A 22506-nucleotide genomic window follows, 5' to 3' on the forward strand; every position below is an offset into this window, starting at 1 on the left:
CCGCATCAGCTCCGGCTGCCTCAGCTCCGTTCCCGCCGGCTCCTGATCCGCGGCGCGGGCTTCGGGAACGCGGCGCGCATGTGGTCCGACGTCAAGAAGTCACCGATCCCGATCATGAGCAGCGAGAACAGGATCTGCTCGACGACCATCCAGAACGGGTACAGGCCGGGGATCGCGGCGATGACGAGCGTGACGACGGGGAAGATCCTGCTGAACAGCCGCAGCCGTGAGTACGCCCAGTAGTACCCGAGCTGCGCCCGCCACGCGAACACGGAGAGGGTCAGGGTGATCAGGAGCACAACGGTCGCCCGGAACCACACTGCCCATGGAACGGCGACGCCGGCCCGTGTGAGCACGACCGCGATGACGATGGCGGTGAGCCCCACGAGCGTCTCGGCCACGAGGAGCCAACGGATCCATCGGAACGCGCGCACCGTCCGCGGATCCCGCCGCATGTCCTCACGGATCACGTACCCGGCCTGACGCCCACCGGCGAGGCGGTCGAGGCGCAACCGGCACCACGCCCGATCCGCGAGCGCTGCGAGTCCGTGCAGACCGTTGCGCTGGCCGTGGCCGAGTGCACCGCCGTGCGACGCCTGCGTCATCCTCGTTCTGCCCTCCGGGTCGATCCCGAGCATCAATGGTGCCGCATCGGTCGCTGAGAGAACGGTTCACACGGGTGGTCGAGCGACCGGCGACGCGAGCCAAGTGTCCGCACGACCCCCAGCACGATGACCGGCCGCACGGCACGGCACGGCACGGCACGGCAGCGATGCATCAGTAGGAGTCGCCGGGCAGCACACCCCCCGGCAGCACGACGCACCGCGAGAACGAGTCGATCCAGATCGCCGTCGGGTCCGAATCCGGCCCGGGTCCGATCAGGTACTGCTCGTCGTGGGGCAGGGTCAAGGTGACCCCGCGATCATCGGCAGCGTCCGTTCGTATCGACACGACGCCGTCTCCGGCCTCGACGAGCGCCCGCCGGATCATCTCGACCGCAGGCCGAACCTGATCGGCGTCATGCAGGTACACCCACGTCCGGCCCGTCCAGGATTGTCGACCGTCGGCGCAGCTCAGGAACGAGCCCTCGTCCAGCGACCGCGTGCGGTCGACGAGTTCGGCGGGGACGAGATCGGCGATCTGGTGCTCCCGGCGCTGCACGCCGGCCTTGACCTCAGCGATGGTCGGTTCGCCCGGGGTCCGGGTCGGCGTGGGTGGCGAGGGTGGTTGGATCACGGCGCAGCCTCCGAGTGCGGTCAGTACGGCGATCGCGCAGACGGTACCGGCGAACGAGTTCGTCAGCGGACCGGTCAACGCAGCACCTGCCGGTCGAGGTCCTGGAGGAGCGGGCGGTTGGCCGGCGCGTTCGACGCAACCAGCGAATGGTTGCTCGTGAGGGCACCGAGCTCTGCTTCGACCCTCGCCGCGAGCCCGGGTGTGCGATCCGCGGCGTCGTCAGCGGGGCTGCGGTAGTACGGACCGTGCTCGAACGCCGGCTCGTGTCGCGGGTTGACACCCTGCCAGACGGCATCGAGCACGGGCGCCTGGAGCACCTGCAGGACGTCGTTGTACGAGTAGTCGAAGTACTCGGTGGCCGGATCCGCGCGCCAGTCCAGCGGCATCCCCGCACCGGAGAGCGAGACGACGGCGTCGTACCGGCTTCCGGCGACCTCGGACGCGGCGACGTTCGCCAGGCCCCAGCTGTGTCCGATCGCCGTCGACCGGGCAGCGGCGAGAACTGGATCGGACTCAACGCCGCGGGTGAACGACGCCAACTGTCGGCCACTGCGGAGCGCGAAGGCCGTGTCGTTGGCCTCGATCACGAAGCCCTTCGCGGTCGTTGTCCCGTCCGGCTCCACGACTCCGGGGAATCGGCCGTCCTTGTACACGAACACGACCGCGTCCTCCTGGTGTCGCCTCGACAGGTACGCGGGCACCTGCCGCACTCCCCCGCCGTACATGGCGTCGAGGTTGGTGAAGGTCCCGGGCACGTAGGTGATCACGTGCCTCGTCGCCGGGCTCGGCGTCCCGAGGACCTCGATGATTCGGCTGTGGTCGATGTCCAGCAGGTACGTCCGTCGGCGTCCGGCCACGACGAGTGCCAGGTACGCGCGTTCCGCGTCGAGCTGGGCGATGCGCTGTCGGAGGTCCCCCTCGCCGCGGCGGCCACGCGCGACGAGGGCGGCACGCTCATGGTCCAACCGACGGATGCGGCGCACCGCCACGTGCCGGTTCGCGGCGACGCGCGCCTCCACCGGGACCCCGTCGAGCGACCCGAAGAACGACGGCAGTGCTGCGAGCAGCGTCGACTGGACGGCCGTGGTGCCATCACTGACGCCCATGCTGTCCCAGCGGCGCCTGACCGCGTCGGCGCCGCCGGAGAAGGCAGCCCGCACGAGCGCACGGTGCGCGTCTGCGTAGGACCTCACCTGCTCAGGCGTCATCGCGGCGAGCAAGGCGACGAGGTCCGTGGCCGATGCCGCCACGCCTGCGCGCCGGACCACGGCGTTCGCATCGTCGGCGTCGTGCAGCGCCTCGACGAAGGCGCCGTCGAGGCGACGCCTCCGGACGCGGAGGTCCTCAAGCGCCGATTCCACGTCTGCGCGCTCCCGTTCGGCGAGCGCCGCCGTGTCCTCGGCACGAGCGCGCTGCTGACGGAGGCCCGCGAGGTCCCCGGGTTCACCCGCACCGAGTGCCGTGACGCGGTGGAACTGGTCGTCGAGGTCCAGGAGCCATGTCCGCTCGGACCCGATGGTCGCCTCGGCCTCGGCGAGCTGACGGAGGGCTTCGCGCTGTTCCTCCTGGATCTCAGCGACGCCGTCCGCGTACCGGGCGAGCGCCGTTTCGTGGAACTGGAGACCGGCCTCCAGGACGAGTGCCGAGGCCAGGACGGACGGCACGGTCGCGGCGAAGGCGTCCGCGGCCGACCCCGCCCATGCGGTGTGGTCGAACTCGGTTGCCGAGCGGACGGCGCGGACCGCAGCCGAGGTGGCACGCAGGACCGCATCACGGTTGCGCGCCAACGATCGGAGCTGACCTGGGTCTCCCGCGCCCGGGTCGTCGTCGGTCATCGCGCCGCGACGGCCAACAGCCCGTCGCATTCCGCCATCCGGTCAGCGGTGGTCCGCGCAAAGGCACCGAGGTGGTGGAGGTCGTCGGCACACGCGCGGGATCGCGCCACCTGTCGAGCGACCACGTCGTCGAGTTCCGCGACCACGTCGGCTCGCCCGACCGCGTCGTCGTGCGGCCCGAGCATGCGCGGGTCGATCAGCACGCGGTCCGCGGCATCGTCCAGCGTGCGTGCGAGTGCCTCCAGTTCCGCGCGGCTGATGCGGAGTTCGTCCGTCGTCGATCCCGCCATGGTTCCCCCTCGTCCCGTCGCCCACGTCTGCTGTGCTGCCGGGCCGGTGACAGACCCGGCAGCACCCGCGGGGCCCCCGTCCCGCTCCCTCAGGCTAGCCGACCGATCGACTGATATTTGACCAACGGCTGCGAGGAGATCGAGCAGGCGGGACAGCCGAGGACGCCCGCGGGCATCGAGGAGGGGGTGCCGTCGTGACGACGGCACCCCCTCCTCGATGTTCCGGACCTACGGCCGCTTCCGCCGCTCGCGCACGCGCATGTTGACGGTGATCGGGGTCCCCTCGAAGCCCCAGACCTCACGGAGGCGTCGGGTGATGAAGCGCCGGTACTGCGGGTCCAGGAACCCGGTGGTGAACAGGACGAATGTCGGGGGTCGCGAGGACGCTTGCGTCCCGAACAGGATCCGCGGCTGCTTGCCGCCGCGGACGGGGTGGGGGTGTTCTTGGACGAGTTCCGCGATGAAGGCGTTGACCTTCCCGGTGGGGATGCGCGTGTCCCACGAGTCGAGCGCGACCGTCAGCGCGGGCACCAGCTTCTCGAGGTGCCGACCGGTCCGAGCCGAGATGTTGACACGCGGCGCCCAGGCCACGTGTGCCAGGTCCTGCTCGATCTCACGCTCCAGGTACCGCCGGCGGTCGTCATCGAGCAGGTCCCACTTGTTGAACGCGAGCACGAGCGCGCGGCCGGACTCGAGGACGAGGTCGATGATCCGCAGGTCCTGCACCGAGATCGGCTCGGTCACGTCGAGGATGACGACCGCGACCTCGGCCTTCTCGAGCGCCGCCGTGGTGCGGAGCGACGCGTAGAAGTCGGCGCCCTGCTGCATGTGCACCCGCTTGCGGATGCCCGCCGTGTCGACGAAGCGCCAGACCCGGCCGCCCAGCTCGATCTGCTCGTCGACGGGATCGCGCGTCGTCCCGGCGAGGTCGTTGACCACCACCCGTTCCTCGCCCGCCGCCTTGTTGAGCAGCGAGCTCTTGCCGACGTTCGGTCGGCCGAGGATCGCGACGCGACGGGGGCCGCCCACCTCTTGCTTGGCGACCGCGGAGGTGTCGGGCAGCGTCGTCACGACGAGGTCCAGCAGGTCGGCGACGCCGCGACCGTGCAGGGCCGACACCGGGTGCGGCTCGCCGAGGCCCAGGTTCCACAACTCGTGGACGTCGAGCTCGCGGCGCTCGTCGTCGACCTTGTTCGCGGCGACGATGACCGGCTTGTCGGTTCCCCGGAGCATCCGCACGACGTGCTCGTCCGTCGCGGTCGCGCCGACGGTGGCGTCCACGACGAACAGGACGGCGTCCGCCAGGTCCACGGCGACCTCTGCCTGCGCCGCCACGGACGCGTTGATGCCCGTGGCGTCGGGCTCCCACCCGCCGGTGTCGACGAGCGTGAAGCGCTTGCCGTTCCATTCCGCCTTGTAGGAAACCCGGTCGCGCGTCACACCCGGGACGTCCTGGACGACTGCTTCGCGGCGGCCGAGGATCCGGTTGACCAGCGCCGACTTGCCGACGTTCGGACGTCCCACGATCGCGAGCACCGGCAGGGCCGGCAGATAGGTCTGGCCGTCCTCACCGAGTTCGGCCCCGTCGAGGAGCTCGATGTCCTCCTCGTCGAGGTCGTAGTCCTCGAGTCCAGCCCGGAGCGCGTTCGCCCGCTGTTCCGCGTCGGCGTCGTCGAGCTGGTCGAGCCGCTCGCCGAGCGCGCGGTCGTACTCGGGGAACGAGTCCCCGCCGGAGGAGTCGGCGACGTCGTCGCTCAGGTCGTCGGGATGCGCCATGTGTCAGTCCTGTGGGGTGGTGGCCGTTCGGGCCAGATCGACCACCGCCTGCACGGTCTGGTCGAAGTCGAGATCGGTGGAGTCGACGGTGGTGACACCGTCCGCGGCGTTCATGAAGTCGACGACCCGAGCATCGGCCTGGTCACGTCGCGCCAGGGCACGGGCCGTCTCCTCGGGTGTCTGCGTCGTCACCTCAGCAGAACGTCGGGCCATTCTAACCGACTCGTCCGCCGTGAGCAGGATCCGCACCTCGGCGTCCGGCGCGACGACCGTCGTGATGTCGCGCCCCTCGGTGATGATCCCCGGCGCGTCCGCACGGCGCATCACGTCGCGGAACAACTGCACGAGCTTGGCCCGGACGGCCGGGAGCTTGGCGATGTGCGCAACCGCAGCGGTCACCTCGGGTGTCCGGATCGCCTCGGTGACGTCCGTGTCGCCCACGCGGACGAAGTAGTCGTCGGGGTCGGTGCCGATCTGGTAGCGGAACGTGTCCCAGGACGCCACGACGGCTGCCGGGTCGTCCAGGTCGACGCCGGACCGGAGCGCGTGCCACGCGAGCGCACGGTAGGCGGCTCCCGTGTCCTGGTAGTCGAAGCCCAGCACCCGCGCCGCCGCCCGCGACACGCTCGACTTGCCGCTCCCCGCCGGACCGTCCACGGCGACCACGAACTTCGCGACGTACGCGCCCTGCGGCAGACCCGCGGGCAGGGGGTCCCGCATCGAGCCCGGCTCGCCGGCCGGACCGTCCGGAGCGCCGCCGAGCACGTCACTGATCCCGCCACCGGGAGCACCGCCGCCCGGTGTCGCCGGACCGGGCGCACCACCCGGAGTCGGGAGGCCGGCGTCGGGGCCGTCCGGACCACCGGTCACGCCGCTGTCGCCGAGCGCCGTGTCGCCCATCGCCGCGGTGCCCGTCTCGTCGGTGCCCATCTCGTCGGTGCCCATTTCGCCGGTGCCGTTCATGCCCATGCCGCTGCGATCCTCCATCCACGGCGCTCGAGCTCGTCGAGCAGCCGCTGTTCTTCCTCCGGTACCACCGAGACCTCGACGATGCCGATGGGCGCTCCCGGAGAGTGCTCGAGGCGCAGGTCCTCGAGGTTGACGCCGATCTGCCCGATCTCGGTCAGCAGGCGGGCCAGTTGGCCGGGCTGGTCATCGATGAGCACGACGACCTGGCTGTACCGCCGGGTCGTGCCGTGTTTGCCGGGCAGCCGGGCCACGCCGAGGTTGCCGGCGGCCATCGCGCCCGCGATCGTCCTGGGGGCTCCCGGGGCGGTGGGCTCGGCGAGCGCGGCGATGACGGCGTCGAGTTCAGCGCGGAACGCCTCGAGCACCGGCCGGATCCGCGGCGCGTTCGCACCGAGGATCTGGACCCAGAGGCCGGGATCGCTTGCGGCCACCCGGGTGACGTCGCGAACGCCGCCACCCGCGAGACCGAGCGACGTGTCAGGAGCGTTGCGCAGCTGCGAGGCCATCAGCGTCGACACGAGTTGGGGCGCGTGGGACACCAGGGCGACGGCCTCGTCGTGGGTGTCGACGTCCATCTCGACGACGGTCGCGCCGAGGTCCAGCGCGAGGTCCTCGACGGCCACGGCACGCTGATGCGTGATGCCGTCGTGGCCCGCGATGACCCAGGGCCGTCCGATGAACAGGTCCGCGCGCGCGGCGATGGCGCCGCTGCGCTCGCGACCCGCCATCGGGTGCGATCCCACGTATCGGCTGACGTCCGCTCCGCGCTGTCGGAGCGCTGCCAGCGGACCAGCCTTGACGCTCGAGACATCGGTGACGACCGCGTCCGGGTGTGCGTCCAACTCGCGTGCGACGACCGACGCGGTCACGTCCGGTGGCACCGCGACGACGACGAGGCCGGGGCGGTCACCGTCGGACGCGAGTCGACCGGCCCCGTAGTCCGCGGCGAGCGCGAGCGCTGCAGGCGAGGCGTCGTCGAGGACGACGTCCACGCCCTGTTGCCGGAGCGCGAGTCCGATCGATGCGCCGAGGAGCCCGGTCCCGACGATCCGGACCTGTCCGCTGACCCGACGCTGGCCGGTGGACTCGGGCGCGGCGGTCGGGGCGGTGCGGGAGGGCCCGGACGAGGCCGACGGATCCGTTCGGGTCACGGTCGTGTCCTCTCCATCACACGCAGGGGCCCGAGGACGACGGCGCTCGGGGCGCCCCGGTACCGCGGGCACCACCCGAGCCTACCGATGCCCGACGCGACGGCTCGTCGTGGCCGCAGCGCGTCAGTCCTCCGGGTCCCGCTCCACACGGTCCGATCCACGGTTCCGATGCCGTCGCGCGATGGTGAGCAACGCTCCGAGCTCCTGCGTCGTCAACGCACGCTGCCGGCCCACGCCGAGCGTGCCGAGGTGGAGCGGCCCGAACGACCGACGCACGAGCTCCTCGACCGGGTGACCGACCGCGTCGAGCATGCGACGCACGATCCGGTTCCGTCCGGAGTGCAACGTGATCTCGACCAGGGAGGACCCGCGCGCGTTCTCGAGCAACCGCGTCTTGTCCGCCTCGATCGGACCGTCCTCGAGTTCGACACCGTCGATGAGGCGCTGGATCGTCGCGGGCGTGACGCCGCCCTCGACCTTCGCGATGTAGGTCTTGGTCACGCCGAACGACGGGTGGGCGAGGACGTGCGCGAGCGCGCCGTCGTTCGTGAGGACCAGGAGGCCCGAGGTCTCGGCATCGAGCCGCCCGACGTTGAACAGTCGCTCGTCGTACCGGTCGGCGTACTGCGACAGGTCGGGCCGTCCGTGCTCGTCGTGCATGCTCGAGACGACGCCCGTCGGTTTGTTGAGCATCACGTATCGACGCGAGGTGTCCACCTGCACCGCGAGACCGTCGACGGCGATCTCGTCGTGCTCGGGGTCCACGCGTCGGCCGAGAGCATCGACGACCTCGCCGTTGACCGTGACGCGTCCCTCGGCGATGAGGTTCTCGGCCACCCGCCGACTCGCGATCCCCGCTGCCGCGATCACCTTCTGCAGGCGCTCTCCCTGGGGCAGATCGCCGGCCGGGAGGCCCGCCCCATCCGGACCTCCACGCCCGGTTCCCGAGCCGGTCGCGTCGTCCCACTCGGGGATGATGGGGCGCTCCGGCGTCCCCTCGAGCGGGAGCCCTCGTTCATCCACGGCACCGGGCCGGAGCGGGGTGGTGTCCGGCCGGGCGGCGGGAGTGCGGCGCCCCGGTCGTCCGTCGTCGTCACGGCGCTGGTTCCGCGGGTTCGCGGTGCCGCCGACGTACCGACGACCGTTGTGCCACACCCGCGAGTCCGCGGGGTCGGACCGCTGCGCGTCGCGTCGAGGGTCTTGCCCACGGCCGCCCCGGGGGTCCCGCTCGCGGCCACCCCTGGAGTCCCGCTCGCGGCCACCCCGGTCGTCCTGTCGGCGATCGTCACGCCCGGCTCGCGGCCGAGAGTCGTCCCCGCCGTGTCGCCCGCCACGGAACCGCTCGTCCCGCGGAACACCCGGACGATCGCTCTGGTCGTCCCGACGTCGCTCGGGGCCGCCCCCACGGCGACCCTCGCCGCGCGAACCGAAGCCTCCCGTCGGACGGTCGCGGGACGGATGTTGGCCGTACGGCCGCTCGCCACGGGCGCCGTCATCGCGCCCACGGTCGCCGTACGGCCGACCGTCGTTCGGCCGCTCGCCACGGGCGCTGTCGCCGCGACCACGGTCGCCGTACGGCCGACCGTCGATCGGCCGGTCACCACGGGCGCCGTCACCGCGCCCACGGTCGCTGTACGGCCGGCCGCGATCGGGACGGCCGCGATCCGGACCGTCTCGATCCGGACGACCACGATCAGCGCCTCCGGCACCGGGACGAGCGCGGCCGTGCCCGTTCCGGTCCGGCCTCGATCGGTCGGACCGATCCCGCCCCCTCGGGTCCCGGTCGTCGTCATGCGCGGCCATCGGCGAATCCTTCCGTGCCGTCCTCGAGGAGCGGCGAGATGAGCGGCAGCTCCTCGAGCGTGTTGATCCCGAGCTGGGTGAGCAGCAGGTCCGTGGTCACGTAGTTGATCGCGCCGGTCTCGCTGTCGGTGAAGGACTCCGCGATGAGTCCGCGAGCCACGAGGGTCCGAACGACACCGTCCACGTTCACGGCGCGGATCGACGCGATCTGAGCACGTGTGATCGGTTGCTTGTAGGCGACGACCGCCAGGGTCTCCAGCGCTGCTTGCGAGAGACGGGCGGGACGTTCGGCGCGCACGAACTGCTCCACCACCGGGTCGAGTTCGGACCGGACGTAGAAGCGCCAACCGCCGCCGACCTCACGGAGTTCGAACCCTCGGCGGACCCCGCCGTCCGCCCCGTCGAAGTCATGGACGAGGCGGTCGATGGCCTGCCGGACCGCGGGCACGGGCGCGCCGACCGCGGTCGCGAGCGCGATCGGGGTCTGGGGTTCGTCCGCGATCATCAGGATCGCCTCGATCTGACGGTCGATCGGCACGCCGAGGCCTGCCGCGCCACTAGGAGCATCGTCGGCGCCGTTCGCGGCGTCCACTGCCTCGCCGTCACGGAGCTCCTGCTCGGCGAAGCGGGCCTCGGCGATCTCGTCGGCGCCGCCGGGCTCGTCGGAGCCGCCGGCACGACCGCCGCTGCTGTCATCCGTCATAGTCGGCTCCCAAGTTGGCGAGACTCTCGTCGGACCAGTGGTCCGCGGTCCAGCGGATGGTGAGCTCCCCGAGGGGCTCGAGCTGTTCGAACGCGATGGAGGCGTTCCGGTACAACTCGAGGATCGCCAGGAAGCGAGCCACCACGATACCCGTCTCGGTCACGCCGGCGATCAGTTGCCGGAACGTCACCTCGCCGCCGTTGCGGAGCATCGACACGACGATCGCGGCCTGCTCGCGGATGCTGACGAGCGGCGCGTGGAGGTGGTCGAGCCCCACCGTCGGGATCTCGCGCGGGGCGAGTGCGACGGCCGCGAGCGCCGCGAAGTCCTGCACGGACAGTGTCCAGACGAGCTCCGGGGTCCGAGCCCGGAACCGCTCCTCCAGCCGCACGGACCGGACGTGCCGGCGCACCTCGGTGTCCCACTGCGCTCCGAACCAGTGCGCGGCCTGCTTGAACGCCCGGTACTGCAGCAGCCGCGCGAACAGCAGGTCGCGTGCTTCGAGCAGGGCGACGTCCTCGGCGTCGACGAGTTCGCCCTGTGGCAGCAGCCCCGCGATCTTCAGGTCGAGCAGGGTGGCGGCGACGACCAGGAACTCGCTCGCCTCGTCGAGCTCCTCAGCGCTCTCGGCCGCCCGCACGTATGCGATGAACTCGGTGGTCACGGCGCTGAGCGCGACCTCGGTGATGTCGAGTTCACGCTTGGTGATGAGCGACAGGAGCAGGTCGAACGGCCCGTCGAAGTTCGCCAGCGTCACCCGGAACCCCGGGCGCCCGTCGGTCTCGGTGGCCGACGCGGTCAGGGCCTCCGGTGCCGTCCGCGTCGGGTCAGGCGACGGCGCCACGGAAGACGAGTTCCCGCGCGAGCGCCCGGTACGCAGCCGCTGCGGGGTGGTCGGGCGCGGTCTGGGTGATCGGTCGCGCGGAGACCGTGGCGTCGGGGAACTTCACGGTGCGCCCGATGACGGTCTCGAACACCTTGTCGCCGAACGCGTCGACGACCCGCTCCATGACCTCGCGCGAGTGCAGCGTCCGGGAGTCGTACATGGTGGCGAGGATGCCGTCGAGCATGAGCGCCGGGTTGAGCCGGTCGCGCACCTTGTCGATGGTCTCGATGAGCAGCGCCACCCCGCGCAGCGCGAAGAACTCGCACTCGAGTGGGATGAGCACGCCGTGCGCGGCCGTGAGGGCGTTGACGGTGAGCAGTCCGAGCGAGGGCTGGCAGTCGACGAGGATGACGTCGTAGTCGCGCGAGACCTTCCGCAGGACCCCGGCGAGGATCTGCTCGCGAGCGACTTCGCTGACCAGGTGGACCTCGGCTGCGGACAGGTCGATGTTCGCGGGGATGACGTCGAGCCCGGGCGTCCCCGTGCCCTGGATGATCGTGTTGGGGTCCTTCACCGTGCCGATGAGCAGGTCGTAGACGGTGGGGACGTCGTGCGTGCGGACACCGAGTCCCGCCGACAGCGCACCCTGCGGATCGAAGTCGACCGCGAGCACGCGGCGTCCGTACTCGGCGAGCGCTGCGCCGAGGTTGATCGAGGTCGTCGTCTTGCCGACGCCGCCCTTCTGGTTGCACAGGGTGATGATGCGGGCGGGCCCGTGGCCGTCGAGTTCTTCGGGCACGGGGAACGTCCGAACGGGTCGCCCGGTCGGACCGATCGCGGGCTGGGTCGTCGGGTTCGTGGGCACGCTGCAATCGTAGCGGCGGCCGACGACGCGGCCGGGAGGCGCACCCCACCCCGCCCCGCGCCGCACGCTCGGCGACGCGTGCCCGATCAGGCCCGGGTGCCGCCGGTGTGCACACCTGTCGGTCGTCGCGCCCGCGGGTGGCTCGTGACGTAGACGTCGTGGAGCATGTCGGCGGTCACGAGCGTGTAGATCTGCGTGGTCGCCACGGACGCGTGGCCGAGCAGCTCCTGCACGACCCGGACGTCGGCCCCGCCTTCGAGCAGGTGCGTCGCGAACGAGTGCCGGAACGTGTGGGGCGAGACGTGCGCGGTCAGGTGGGCGCGTTCGGCAGCGGCCTGGATCACCAGCCATGCACTCTGCCGGGACATGCGCGCCCCGCGGACACCGAGGAACAGCGCGGGGGTCGCCGTGCCGCGCGCGGCGAACACCGGCCGAGCCCGGACCAGGTAGGCGTCGATGGCGGCTCGCGCGTAGCTGCCGAGCGGCACGATCCGCTGCTTGTTGCCCTTGCCGGTCACCCGGACCACGGCGATCTCCGACTCGTCCCCGTCCTCGTCGTCATCGTCGGGCGGCAGGGCCGTGACGTCGTCGACGCTGAGGCCGACCGCCTCGGAGATCCGGGCCCCCGTCGCGTACAGGAGTTCGAGCAACGCGCGATCGCGGAGCTGCACGGGATCGTCTCCGTCGACGGCGGCGAGGAGTGCGCCCATCTGGTCGATCGTGATCGCCTTCGGCAGTCGCATGGGGGACTTCGGCGGTCGCACGGACGCGGCGGGATCCGCGGGCAGGACGCCCTCCGCAGCGGTGAACGCCGAGAACGACCGGATCGACGACAGCATCCGGGCGATGCTCCGGGGCGCGAGCGGCCCCTCGGGCCGGGTGGCCAGGGAGGTGACGAAGTCGGACACGTGCGACTTGGTGAGACGTCGGACGTCCTCGACCACGACCGCCCCGTCCGGGTCCGACTCCAGCCACTGTCCGAACGCCGTCAGGTCTCGTCGGTACGCCGCGAGCGTGTGCTCGGACAGTCCCCGCTCCACGGCGACGTGGCGCAGGTAGCTCCCCACGGCAGCGTCGTACGTCGTCACGGCATCCAGGCTAGGCGACCGAGGTCCCGGTCCGCCCGACGCGGACCCACCCCGCGGACCCACCCCGCGAGGTCGAGCGGGCCTCCGACGTGGCCCGAGCCCGCGATCCCGACCCTGCCCTCGGTCCTCCGCGTCAGCGGGACTCGACCCGGTCCACGGCGAGCGCCGCCAGCGACAGGATCGCGTTGCCGAGCCGACCACCGAGCACGCCCTGCACGACGTCCTCGCGCGGCACCCACCGCTTCACGATGTCGGCCTCCTCGAAGGAGCGCTCGAACGCCTCGTCCTTGGCACGGACGCCGCGGGCACGGTAGACGATGATCACCTCGTCGCTGCCGCCCGGCGACGGGGTGAAGCGGAGCAGTTCCGACCAGTCGTCGGCCTCGAGGTCGGCTTCCTCGCCGAGTTCGCGCTTCGCGGCGTCGAGCGGGTCCTCCCCCTGCTGGTCGAGCAGCCCGGCGGGCAGCTCCCAGTCCCGCTTGCGGATCGGGTGCCGGTACTGCTGGATGACGAGGACCCGGCCTTCGTCGTCCTCGGCGTAGACGGCGACGGCGCCGGTGTGCGCGATGTACTCGCGCACCATGTCCTCGCCGTTGTAGTCGACCGTGTCCTTCCGGATGTCCCAGACGGCGCCCTCGTACACGACCTCGGACGCCTTGAGCGGTGGTTCCAGGTGCTCGTCGGCGAGCGGGGTCTCAGCGGGCGTGGGTTCGGGGTCGTTCGTCGCGGTCTCGGTCACCCGTCCATCCTGCACCTCGTCGGCAGGACGGCGCCCGCCCGCTGCGAGCGGCGGTGGAGCGAGCGGCACGGCGGGGAGCTGTGGACGACGAACGACGGGAGGGACGACGCCAGCCGGCACCGTCCCTCCCGTCACCGTCGCACGACGGTCAGACCGATTCGGTCTCCGGCTCCTGCACCTCGAACAGTCGCGAGGCCTCCTGACGGTCCAGCGCCGCGGCGACGAGGCCGGCGAAGAGCGGGTGCGCGTGGTTCGGCCGCGACCGCAGCTCCGGGTGCGCCTGGGTGCCGATGTAGAAGGGGTGCACGGACCGGTCGAGCTCCACGTACTCGACCAGCGTGCCGTCGGGCGACGTCCCCGAGAACACGAGACCGGCGTCGGCGATCTGGTCGCGGTACTTGTTGTTCACCTCGTAGCGGTGACGGTGTCGCTCGGATGCCTCCGCCGCGGCGTACAGGTCGCGGGCGAGCGTGCCCTCGCCGAGCTCGGCCGGGTACAGGCCGAGCCGCATCGTCCCGCCGAGGTCGCCGCCCGCGATGATGTCGACCTGCTCGGCCATGGTGGCGATCACGGGGAACGGCGTCTCCGGGTCGAACTCGGACGACGACGCGTGCGGCAGACCCGCCTCGTTGCGCGCGTACTCGATGACCATGCACTGCAGACCGAGGCACAGACCGAGGGTCGGGATCCCGTTCTCGCGGGCGAACCGCAGCGCACCGAGCTTGCCCTCGATCCCGCGGACGCCGAAACCGCCCGGCACACAGATGCCGTCGACGTCACCCAGGTGCTTCGCCGCACCCTCGGGCGTCTGGCACTCGTCCGACACGACCCACTTCAGCAGCACCTTGGTGTTGTGCGCGAAGCCGCCGGCCCGCAACGCCTCGGTGACGGACAGGTAGGCGTCCGGCAGGTCGATGTACTTGCCGACCAGTCCGATGGTGACCTCACGCTTCGGCTCGTGCACCGCGCGGAGCACCTCGTTCCAGCTCGACCAGTCCACCGGGCCCGCGGACAGCCCGAGCGCGTCGATGATGTACGCGTCGAGGCCCTGGTTGTGCAGCATGGTCGGGATGTCGTAGATCGACGGCACGTCCACCGCGTTCACGACCGCGCCCTCGTCGACGTCGCACATGAGCGCGATCTTCCGCTTGTTCGAGTCCGACACGGGGCGGTCCGAGCGGAGCACGAGCGCATCGGGCTGGATCCCGATCGAGCGCAGCGCGGCGACGGAGTGCTGCGTCGGCTTCGTCTTCTGCTCGCCCGAGGCGTTCATGAAGGGCACGAGGGAGACGTGCACGAAGAACACGTTCGCCCGCCCGAGCTCGTGTCGCACCTGGCGGGCCGACTCGATGAACGGCTGCGACTCGATGTCGCCGACGGTGCCGCCGACCTCCGTGATGATCACGTCGGGCTGCGGGTCGTTGCTCGCCTGCTCCCGCATCCGGCGCTTGATCTCGTCCGTGATGTGCGGGATCACCTGCACCGTGTCGCCGAGGTACTCGCCCCGGCGCTCCTTGGCGATGACCGACGAGTAGACCTGCCCCGTCGTGACGTTCGCGGACTGCGACAGGTTGATGTCGAGGAACCGCTCGTAGTGGCCGATGTCGAGGTCCGTCTCGGCACCGTCGTCGGTGACGAAGACCTCGCCGTGTTGGAACGGGTTCATGGTGCCCGGGTCGACGTTGAGGTACGGGTCGAGCTTCTGCATCACGACGCGCAGGCCCCGCGCGGTGAGGAGGTTGCCGAGGCTCGCGGCGGTGAGGCCCTTGCCGAGCGAGGAGACCACGCCACCGGTGACGAAGATGTGCTTCGTGACCTTGGAGGGCTGGTCAGGAGAAGAGGATCGAGTACCGCCGCTGAAGATGTCCGCCACGGGCTTCCATTGTATGGCACGGGGCGTCACCCCGTCGATGCCGCCCGGAGCGGCGGGCGGCGCCGGCGGCGGTCCGGGTGTGTCGCGGCGCCACGCCCTGGGACGCGACGCCGATGGAGCGCTCGTCCGGTCCGCGCGGCGCCCGCAGGATGCCGGGAGGCCCGACCGCCGCCCGCCTCAGACGCTCGCCGCCGCCATCTGCAGCAGTTCGCGCGCGTGCTCGATACCGCTCTCGCTCTCGTCGAGTCCGGACAACAACCGCGCCATCTCCTGCAGTCGCTCCTCACCCTGCAGACGCTGGACGCTGCTCGAGGTGACGGCACCCGAGGCGTCCTTGACGACCCGCAGGTGGTTCGTGGCGAAGGCCGCCACCTGCGCGAGGTGCGTGACCACGACGACCTGGGTCGTCCGCGCGAGGCGGGCCAGGCGGCGTCCGATCTCGATCGCCGCCGCTCCCCCGACCCCGGCGTCGACCTCGTCGAAGACGAACGTCGGCACGGTGGTCGTGCCGGCCATGACGACCTCGATCGCGAGCATCACGCGGGACAGCTCGCCGCCGGACGCACCCCGGCCGATAGGCCGCGGGTCGGATCCCGAGTGCGGCTGCAGCAGGATCGCGACCTGGTCCCGTCCGGCCTGCCGGTACTCGCCGGCATCCGTCACCTCGACGACGAGTCGAGCCCCGGACATCGCGAGCGACGCCAGCTCGTCGGTCACCCGTGCGGCGAGGTCCTCGGCCGCGGTCGTCCGTGCGGCGGTGAGGGCGGTCGCCGTCTCCTCGAGCACGGCGAGGTCCGACTCCACCGCGGCCTCGAGCGCCACGATGCGGTCGTCGTCCCCGTCGAGTTCGAGCAGACGGTCGGACGCCCGCCGCCCGAACGCGATGACGTCGTCGACGTCGTCCCCGTACTTCCGGACGAGCGCGGCGAGCACGGCCCGTCGCTCGTTGACGAGTTCGAGGTCGTGCGCGGCATCGCCGTCGAGCGAGCCGAGGTAGCTCGACAACGTCGACGCCGCCTCGCCGACCTGGTACCCGATGTCGGTGAGCTGGTCGAGGATCGGCGCGAGTTCCGCGTCGAAGCCGACCACCCGTTCGACGGCACGGCGCGCCGCCTCGACCAGCCCGACCACGTCGGGTGTGCCGTCGAGCGCCTCGCTCGAGAGCGCCTCGTGGGCCAGGCCTGCGGAGAGGCGGAGCTCCTCGAGGTTGCCGAGCCGCTCGGCGCGTTCCGTGAGCTCGACGTCCTCGCCGGGTTGCGGGTCGGCCGCCTCGATCTCCGCGCTCGCGGCCCGCAGCGTGTCCGCCTCCCGGATGCGTTCCTCCCGATCGCGCGTCAGGCCCTCGAGGTCCCCCGCATGCTGCTGCCAGCGGTCGTACGCCGTGGTGTACGCGGCGAGCGCGTCGCGGAGTGCCGAGCCGCCGAAGGCGTCGAGCGCGGCGCGCTGCGCGGTCGCCGAGGTCAAGCGGATCTGGTCGGACTGCCCGTGCACCGTGACGAGCCGGTCGGCGAGTTCCCCGAGCACCGCGACCGGTGCACTCCGTCCACCGACGGTCGCGCGGCTGCGTCCCTCGGCGGAGACCGTCCGCGTCAGGATGAGCTCGCCGTCCTCGACCGCTCCGCCGGCGTCCTCGACGCGCTCGACGACCGGCGAGTCGGCCTCGATCCGCCAGCGGCCCTCGACGACGGCCGACGCACTCCCCCGCCGTACCGACGACGCGTCGGCGCGCGCCCCGAGCAACAGGCCGAGCGCGGTCACGATCATCGTCTTGCCGGCACCCGTCTCACCCGTCACGACCGTGAACCCGGGGCCGAGTTCCAGCGTCGCCTCGCCGATCACCCCGAGGTCCCGGATCCCGATCTCGTCGATCACGATCCGTCCTCGTCGTGCTGGGGCCCACGCCATCCACTGACCGGCAGCTGGAACTTCGCGACGAGCCGGTCGGTGAACGGCGCGTCCTTGAGACGTGCGACCCGGACGGGCTGCGGCGAGCGCCGGACCTCGACGCGCGCGCCGGGAGGCAGGTCGTGGGTGCGTCGTCCATCGCACCAGAGCACGCCCAGGCCGGCCGTCCGGCGCAGGACCTCGACGGCCAACGTGCAGTTCGGACCGACGACGATGGGTCGTTGGAAGAGCGCGTGTGCCCCGAGCGGCACCATGAGGAGCGCGTCGACGTCCGGCCACACGATGGGACCGCCGCCCGAGAACGAGTACGCGGTCGACCCGGTCGGGGTGGACATGACGACACCGTCGCACCCGAACGACGAGAGGGGGCGGCCGTCGACCTCCATGACGACCTCGAGCATCCGCTCGCGGGCGGCCTTCTCGACGGTCGCCTCGTTGAGCGCCCAGGACGAGTAGACGACGTCCTGCCCCAGGATGACGTCGACCTGCAGGGTCACCCGCTCCTCGACGTGGTAGTCGCCGCTCAGCGCACGCTGCACGGTCTCGGCCAACCCGTCGCGCTCGCTCTCGGCGAGGAACCCGACGTGACCGAGATTGACCCCGACGATCGGCGCGTTGACGTCGCGCACCAGTTCCGCCGCGCGGAGGATCGTCCCGTCTCCGCCGAGCACGATCACGATCTCGAGTTCGGACGTCTGCACGTCGACCCCGAGGATGTCGACCTGGCCCACGGAGGCCTCGGCACGCCGGATGTCGGCGTACTCGTCGAACGGCATCACCGGGACGAGGCCTGCGGCGTGCAGCAGGTCGCACACCTCGAGCGCGGCGTCGATCGAGTCCCGCCGGCCGGTGTGCGAGACGAGCAGGATGTGTCGTTCGCCGGTCATCGCGTTTCCTCGTTCCTGTCCGTACCCGTTCGGTCCCGCGCTGACATCGTGCCCCGCACGGACGTCGTGCCCCGCACGGCGTTCGCTGCGAGCGCCGTCACCCGGGATCGCCACTCCGTGGGCTGTGTCCCGCCGCCCCGCACCAGGTGCACGAGGAACTCGTGGTTCCCGTGCGTACCGAGGATCGGCGACGCGATGACGCCCGCTACGCCGAACCCCAGGTCGTGCGCGGTCCAGAGGACGTTCATGACGGCGTCGTCGCGGAGGTCAGGATCGTGGACGATGCCCTCGCGGATGCCCGACCGCCCCACCTCGAACTGCGGTTTCACGAGCAGGACGTGTTCGTCGGCCGGGACCGCGTCGGCCAGCGCCGGGAGCACGAGTCGCAGGCTGATGAACGACAGGTCGGCGACGACCAGAGTCGTGGCCGCGGCCCGGGGATCCAGGGCGCGGAAGCCATCGGGCTCGAGGTTCCTGGCGTTCATCCCCTCGACGACAACGACGCGACGGTCCGACGCCACGCGGGGGTCGAGCTGCCCGTGACCGACGTCGAGCGCGATGACCCGGGACGCTCCTCGCTCGAGGAGCACCTGCGTGAAGCCGCCGGTCGATGCCCCGACGTCGAGCGCCACCCTGCCCGCCGGGTCCACCTCGAAGGCGTCGAGCGCCGCGACCAGCTTGTGCGCCGCCCGCGACACCCAGTCGTCGTCCGGTTCGACCGCGAGCGTGACGTCGGGGCGCACCGGCGACGACGGCTTCACCGCGGTGATGCCGTCGACCGCGACCCGGCCCGCCTGCACCAGCTTCACGGCGGCGGTCCGCGATCGCACGAGTCCCCGCTCGGCGAGCAGCGCGTCGAGCCGCACCGAACGCTCCACGGCACCGGTAGCAGCACCGGAACCAGAACCAGAACCAGAACCAGAACCAGAACCAGAACCAGAACCAGAACCAGAACCAGAACCAGCGTGCACACCGGCATCGGCGTCACCAGCGGTCCGAGCACCCGCGGCGGGCCGCCTGTCACGCACTCGCGCTGCCACCACCCTCGAGACGCGTGCGGAGCTCGTCATGGAGCTGCGCGAAGGCGTCGGCGCGCTCGGGGAGCGGCTGGTCCTCGATGAGCCGGACTCGGGAGATCAATGCGTCCCCTCCGGTCTCGTCGTGCTCACCCATGCGGTCCAGGCTACTCGCCGCCGTACAGCGCCGGATCGACGTCGATACCGTAGATCGCGAGCCCCGATTCCCAGATCGCGGTCGCCCCTGCCCGCAGGAGGTCGAGGGGGTCGTCACCGCGCTCCTCGACGCGAACGACGTGTGCCTGCATCCTCACGCGTGCCCCACCGACCCGCACGATCCGCGCTCCGTCGCGGTCGGTTTCGCGGTGCGTCACCGGGTACGGCTCGGCGAGACCGCGGAGGTCACCGAGGACCCACGTCGGCCGCGATCGCTCATCCGCGGCGAGGACCTGCTTCGCTTGGTCGATACCGGTGAGCACGAGCACGCTCGGGATACCGGCGTCGTTGGCACCCTTGATGTCCGTGTCGAGCCGGTCGCCGATGAACAGTCGCTGCGTTCCCCCGAACCGCTCGACCGCCGTCTCGAAGATCGCCCGTTCTGGCTTGCCCGCGACGACGGGCATGCGTCCCACCGCGTTGTGCACCGCCGCCACGAGTGTGCCGTTGCCCGGGGCGATGCCGCGCTCGACCGGGATCGACCAGTCCATGTTCGTCGCCACCCAGGGGATGTCCCGGGCCAGGGCGAACGACGCCTCGGCGAGTTGTCGCCACCCGAGATCCGGTGAGAACCCCTGGATCACGGCCGCTGGCTCGTCGTCGGCGGAGTCCGTCACCCGGAAGCCCCCGGCCTCGACGATGCTCGTCAGCCCGACTCCACCGATGACGAGGATCGTCGCCCCCGCTGGCACGAGCGTCGACAGGAGCCGGACGCCCGCCTGCGACGAGGTGACGACGTCGTCCGCTCCGACCTCGAGGCCATAGCCACGCAGGTGCTCGGCGACGTCAGCCGGGCGCCGGGACGCGTTGTTCGTGATGTAGCCGACGCGGGCCGTGGCCGACGCCGCGGTGAGTGCCTCGACCGCGTGCGGGATCGCCGCGGCGCCGCGGTACACGACCCCGTCGAGGTCCGTCAGGACGAGGTCGATGCCGTCCAAGGGCGGACGAGCTGCGTCAGCCGAGTCGGTGCGCGCCGATCCGGACCCATCGTCGCGCACATCGACCGCGCCCGCGATCGGTTTCGATCCGGACCGATCAGCGGTCTGCTCCGGATCCGTCGACGTCGATCGGGTCGGCTTCGTCGATCTCGAACGCTTCGTCGTCGATGTCATCCGACTCGATGACGCCGGCGACGTCGGGCCCTTCGTCGATGCCGTCGTCACCGGTGACGCCGTCTCCGCGCTCGACGAGTCCGTCGCTGGGTGCTTCCCCGTCGTCGCTCCCACTGCCATCGGCTCGCCCGGAGTCGACGGGGGCAAGCTCGTCGTCCTCGCCTCGCTCGTCGTCCGCTCCGTCGATCGCTTCCTCGACCACATCCACCGTCTCCCAAGCATCCTCATCAGCAGCCTCGGCGAGCGCCGCGGTAGCACGATCGACACGGGCCCACCATTCGTCGGCCTCATCTTGGCGGCCGAGCTCTTCGAGCGTCGCCGCGTAAGCACTGTAGAGCGACGGCGACCAGCTGTAGGCCGTCGCCGGGTCCAGCTGTGGAATCTCCAACTCGGCAAGCGCCGCTGTGGGATTCCCGAGGTCGAGCCGGGCTCCGGACATCGCGATCGCGAGTTCCACCTGCACGGGCACGTCGAGTGCCGCACGGTCGACGGACCGTCCCAGCTCGAGTGCGCGCTCCGGACGGCCGAGTCCGCGCTCGCAGTCGACCATCATCGGAAGCTGGTCGTTGCGCCCCGAGATACGGCGGTAGGTCCGGAGTTCCCGGAGAGCAGACGCGAAGTCACCCAGTCGGTAGGACGTGATCGCCAGGGTCTCGCGGACCACGGCGACGCGTCCAGCCCGACGTCCGGCGCTGACCGCGTGCGCGTGCGCGAGTTCCGGGTCGTCGTCGATGAGGAGTGCTGCGGCCACGAGGTGCTTCGCGACCCAGTCCGAGTTGTCCTTGCTCAGCGTCTTCAGCTCGGCGCGCGCCTGGATGTCGAGATCACGGGGCTGGATGCCCTCGGGAACGTCCGGGTCGTCGTGACGCGGACGGATGGACCGAGTACCGAACGGATCGCGGTCGACGAAGGCGTCCCGCGACCCCTCACCGAAGCGAGCACCTGCAGAGCGGGAGCCGTCACCGAAGCGCGCACGCTCGCGACCCCCGGCCCGCCCGTCCTGGCCGCGCGCCCGGTCGTCACGATCGCCGTACGGTCGACCGTCGCGCGGACCCTGCCCGCGGCTGGCTCCGCCCGAACGGCCGCCATCGGAACCAGCACGACGGCCGGCCCCGGCAGGTCCGCGGTCATCGCGCCGTTCACGCCGGTCGTCGCCGTACGGTCGGCGGTCGTCACCGCGCGTCCGGCGGTCGTCGCCGAAGCGCCTGCCCTCGTCGCTCCGGGCACGTCGGTCGTCTCCGGAGCGTGTGCGGTCGTCGCCGTACGGACGGCGACCGCCGTCTGCCGGACGGGAGGCCCGGCCACCATCTCGCCCCGCCGCACCCCGACCGACGCCGCCATGATCGAGCCTCGCACCGCCTTGTCCGCGCCCGCGGTCGTCGCGCCATCCCTGGCGGTCCGTACGGGTGCCGTTCGCCCGGAAGTCCCGCCCGTCGCGGCGCGGACGCTCCCCCTCGGAAGGACGTTGCAGGCGCCCAGGACGATCACCGTCGGCACGGCCGGATCCTCGAGGTCCACCCTCGACACCGCGGCCGTTGCCGTCTCGCGGTCCCCCTCGGTACGAACTGCCGCCCCGATCGTCGCGACGCTCGAACTCCCGGGGTCCCCGCACGTGCCCGCCGCGCTCAGCGCTCCGGCCTCCTCGGGGACCACGATCGCCGTCGGGGCGCACGACGTCACGCCGCTCACCGTTCTCCCGCCGGTGTCCGGCATCCCGCCACGATGCGGCGCCCCGGTCGTCACCCGATCGACCGCGCCGACCGTCAGCCCCTGATCGAGGACCAGCGCCAGAACCGGGCGCCCCGGTGGAACCGTCACCTGCTCGACCACTGCTCGAGCGGGAGGTTCCGTCGCGTCGGTTGCGCCGGTCGTCGCGGGCTTCGTCTTCGGGGCTGTCGGCCACCATGGCTCCTCGTACGTTCATCCGGAGGTCGTACCGGAGACGGTTCACTGTGTCGTTGTCCACGCTCAGTCCACCACGTGCCGGATGGATCCGCACACATGGCGCGACGGCGCACCGGGTTAAACAGAAATGGCCACCGGCCCTATCGGCATCCGGGGAACGAGTCCCAGGAGTCCGATGGAGGGCCGATGGCCACATCTTCACGTTGAGTCCGGCGGTGTCCTACTCTCCCACAAGGTCCCCCTTGCAGTACCATCGGCGCTGAGAGGCTTAGCTTCCGGGTTCGGAATGTGACCGGGCGTTTCCCTCTCGC

21 protein-coding genes and 1 rRNA gene are annotated in these 22506 nt (G+C 71.4%); 1 reads left to right on the forward strand and 21 read right to left on the reverse strand.

Annotated features, from left to right (window positions below; translation table 11 throughout):
* Positions 1-20: 20 nt before the first annotated feature.
* The 20 genes from DEI86_RS12720 to DEI86_RS12810 all read right to left on the reverse strand — a co-directional run bounded on the left by DEI86_RS12720 (position 21) and on the right by DEI86_RS12810 (position 20954).
* Positions 21-605, reverse strand: coding sequence for a hypothetical protein (locus DEI86_RS12720; RefSeq protein WP_111049757.1), 585 nt, complete (start codon positions 603-605; stop codon positions 21-23).
* Between the two features lie 172 nt (positions 606-777).
* Complete coding sequence (locus DEI86_RS12725; protein ID WP_111049759.1) at positions 778-1314, reverse strand: hypothetical protein; 537 nt, start codon at positions 1312-1314, stop codon at positions 778-780.
* Positions 1311-3023 carry a hypothetical protein gene (locus DEI86_RS12730; RefSeq protein WP_146244932.1) on the reverse strand — a complete coding sequence of 571 codons (1713 nt, stop codon included), beginning with the start codon at positions 3021-3023 and terminating at the stop codon, positions 1311-1313. Before DEI86_RS12730 ends, DEI86_RS12725 begins: the two co-directional genes overlap by 4 nt.
* 44 nt (positions 3024-3067) lie before the next feature.
* Positions 3068-3361: a hypothetical protein gene (locus DEI86_RS12735; protein WP_111049761.1), complete on the reverse strand. Its 294-nt coding sequence runs from the start codon at positions 3359-3361 to the stop codon at positions 3068-3070.
* 228 nt (positions 3362-3589) lie between these two features.
* Positions 3590-5137 carry a ribosome biogenesis GTPase Der gene (gene der / locus DEI86_RS12740; RefSeq protein WP_111012817.1) on the reverse strand — a complete coding sequence of 516 codons (1548 nt, stop codon included), beginning with the start codon at positions 5135-5137 and terminating at the stop codon, positions 3590-3592.
* A 3-nt stretch (positions 5138-5140) separates the two neighbouring features.
* Positions 5141-5857, reverse strand: coding sequence for a (d)CMP kinase (cmk, locus tag DEI86_RS12745; RefSeq protein WP_111012895.1), 717 nt, complete (start codon positions 5855-5857; stop codon positions 5141-5143).
* A gap of 239 nt (positions 5858-6096) precedes the next feature.
* Positions 6097-7257: a prephenate dehydrogenase gene (locus DEI86_RS12750; protein WP_111049763.1), complete on the reverse strand. Its 1161-nt coding sequence runs from the start codon at positions 7255-7257 to the stop codon at positions 6097-6099.
* A 123-nt stretch (positions 7258-7380) separates the two neighbouring features.
* Positions 7381-8154, reverse strand: coding sequence for a pseudouridine synthase (locus tag DEI86_RS16920; protein WP_258376549.1), 774 nt, complete (start codon positions 8152-8154; stop codon positions 7381-7383).
* 892 nt (positions 8155-9046) lie between these two features.
* Entirely contained in the window at positions 9047-9763 is a 717-nt protein-coding gene (gene scpB / locus DEI86_RS12760) for an SMC-Scp complex subunit ScpB (protein ID WP_111049765.1), read from the reverse strand.
* On the reverse strand, positions 9753-10607 hold the full coding sequence (locus DEI86_RS12765) for a ScpA family protein (protein ID WP_111012821.1): 855 nt from the start codon (positions 10605-10607) through the stop codon (positions 9753-9755). Before DEI86_RS12765 ends, scpB begins: the two co-directional genes overlap by 11 nt.
* Positions 10591-11454, reverse strand: a complete 864-nt coding sequence (locus DEI86_RS12770; protein WP_111011364.1) for a ParA family protein — start codon at positions 11452-11454, stop codon at positions 10591-10593. Before DEI86_RS12770 ends, DEI86_RS12765 begins: the two co-directional genes overlap by 17 nt.
* A gap of 86 nt (positions 11455-11540) precedes the next feature.
* A complete protein-coding gene (locus DEI86_RS12775; protein WP_258375157.1) occupies positions 11541-12542 on the reverse strand; it encodes a site-specific tyrosine recombinase XerD in 1002 nt (333 codons plus the stop codon).
* Positions 12543-12675: 133 nt separating this feature from the next.
* Entirely contained in the window at positions 12676-13281 is a 606-nt protein-coding gene (locus DEI86_RS12780) for an NUDIX hydrolase (RefSeq protein ID WP_258368754.1), read from the reverse strand.
* Between the two features lie 148 nt (positions 13282-13429).
* Complete coding sequence (locus DEI86_RS12785; protein ID WP_284158620.1) at positions 13430-15154, reverse strand: CTP synthase; 1725 nt, start codon at positions 15152-15154, stop codon at positions 13430-13432.
* A 177-nt stretch (positions 15155-15331) separates the two neighbouring features.
* On the reverse strand, positions 15332-17026 hold the full coding sequence (gene recN, locus DEI86_RS12790; protein ID WP_111049767.1) for a DNA repair protein RecN: 1695 nt from the start codon (positions 17024-17026) through the stop codon (positions 15332-15334).
* Positions 17023-17946 carry an NAD kinase gene (locus tag DEI86_RS12795; protein WP_111011366.1) on the reverse strand — a complete coding sequence of 308 codons (924 nt, stop codon included), beginning with the start codon at positions 17944-17946 and terminating at the stop codon, positions 17023-17025. Before DEI86_RS12795 ends, recN begins: the two co-directional genes overlap by 4 nt.
* On the reverse strand, positions 17943-18812 hold the full coding sequence (locus DEI86_RS12800) for a TlyA family RNA methyltransferase (protein WP_258376545.1): 870 nt from the start codon (positions 18810-18812) through the stop codon (positions 17943-17945). Before DEI86_RS12800 ends, DEI86_RS12795 begins: the two co-directional genes overlap by 4 nt.
* A gap of 154 nt (positions 18813-18966) precedes the next feature.
* Positions 18967-19119: a hypothetical protein gene (locus tag DEI86_RS16590; protein ID WP_181434694.1), complete on the reverse strand. Its 153-nt coding sequence runs from the start codon at positions 19117-19119 to the stop codon at positions 18967-18969.
* A 10-nt stretch (positions 19120-19129) separates the two neighbouring features.
* A complete protein-coding gene (locus tag DEI86_RS12805) occupies positions 19130-20116 on the reverse strand; it encodes an HAD-IIA family hydrolase (protein WP_258376546.1) in 987 nt (328 codons plus the stop codon).
* 97 nt (positions 20117-20213) lie between these two features.
* Positions 20214-20954, reverse strand: a complete 741-nt coding sequence (locus tag DEI86_RS12810; protein WP_258376547.1) for a M48 family metallopeptidase — start codon at positions 20952-20954, stop codon at positions 20214-20216.
* 801 nt (positions 20955-21755) lie between these two features.
* On the opposite strand from DEI86_RS12810, the gene DEI86_RS16595 reads away from it, so the two are divergent.
* Complete coding sequence (locus DEI86_RS16595) at positions 21756-22064, forward strand: hypothetical protein (protein WP_181439777.1); 309 nt, start codon at positions 21756-21758, stop codon at positions 22062-22064.
* A 338-nt stretch (positions 22065-22402) separates the two neighbouring features.
* On the opposite strand, the gene rrf is transcribed toward DEI86_RS16595, so the two are convergent.
* A 5S ribosomal RNA gene (gene rrf, locus DEI86_RS12815) occupies positions 22403-22506 on the reverse strand; the annotation flags it as partial.

Source organism: Curtobacterium sp. MCBD17_028 (assembly GCF_003234875.1).
Classification (GTDB): domain Bacteria; phylum Actinomycetota; class Actinomycetes; order Actinomycetales; family Microbacteriaceae; genus Curtobacterium.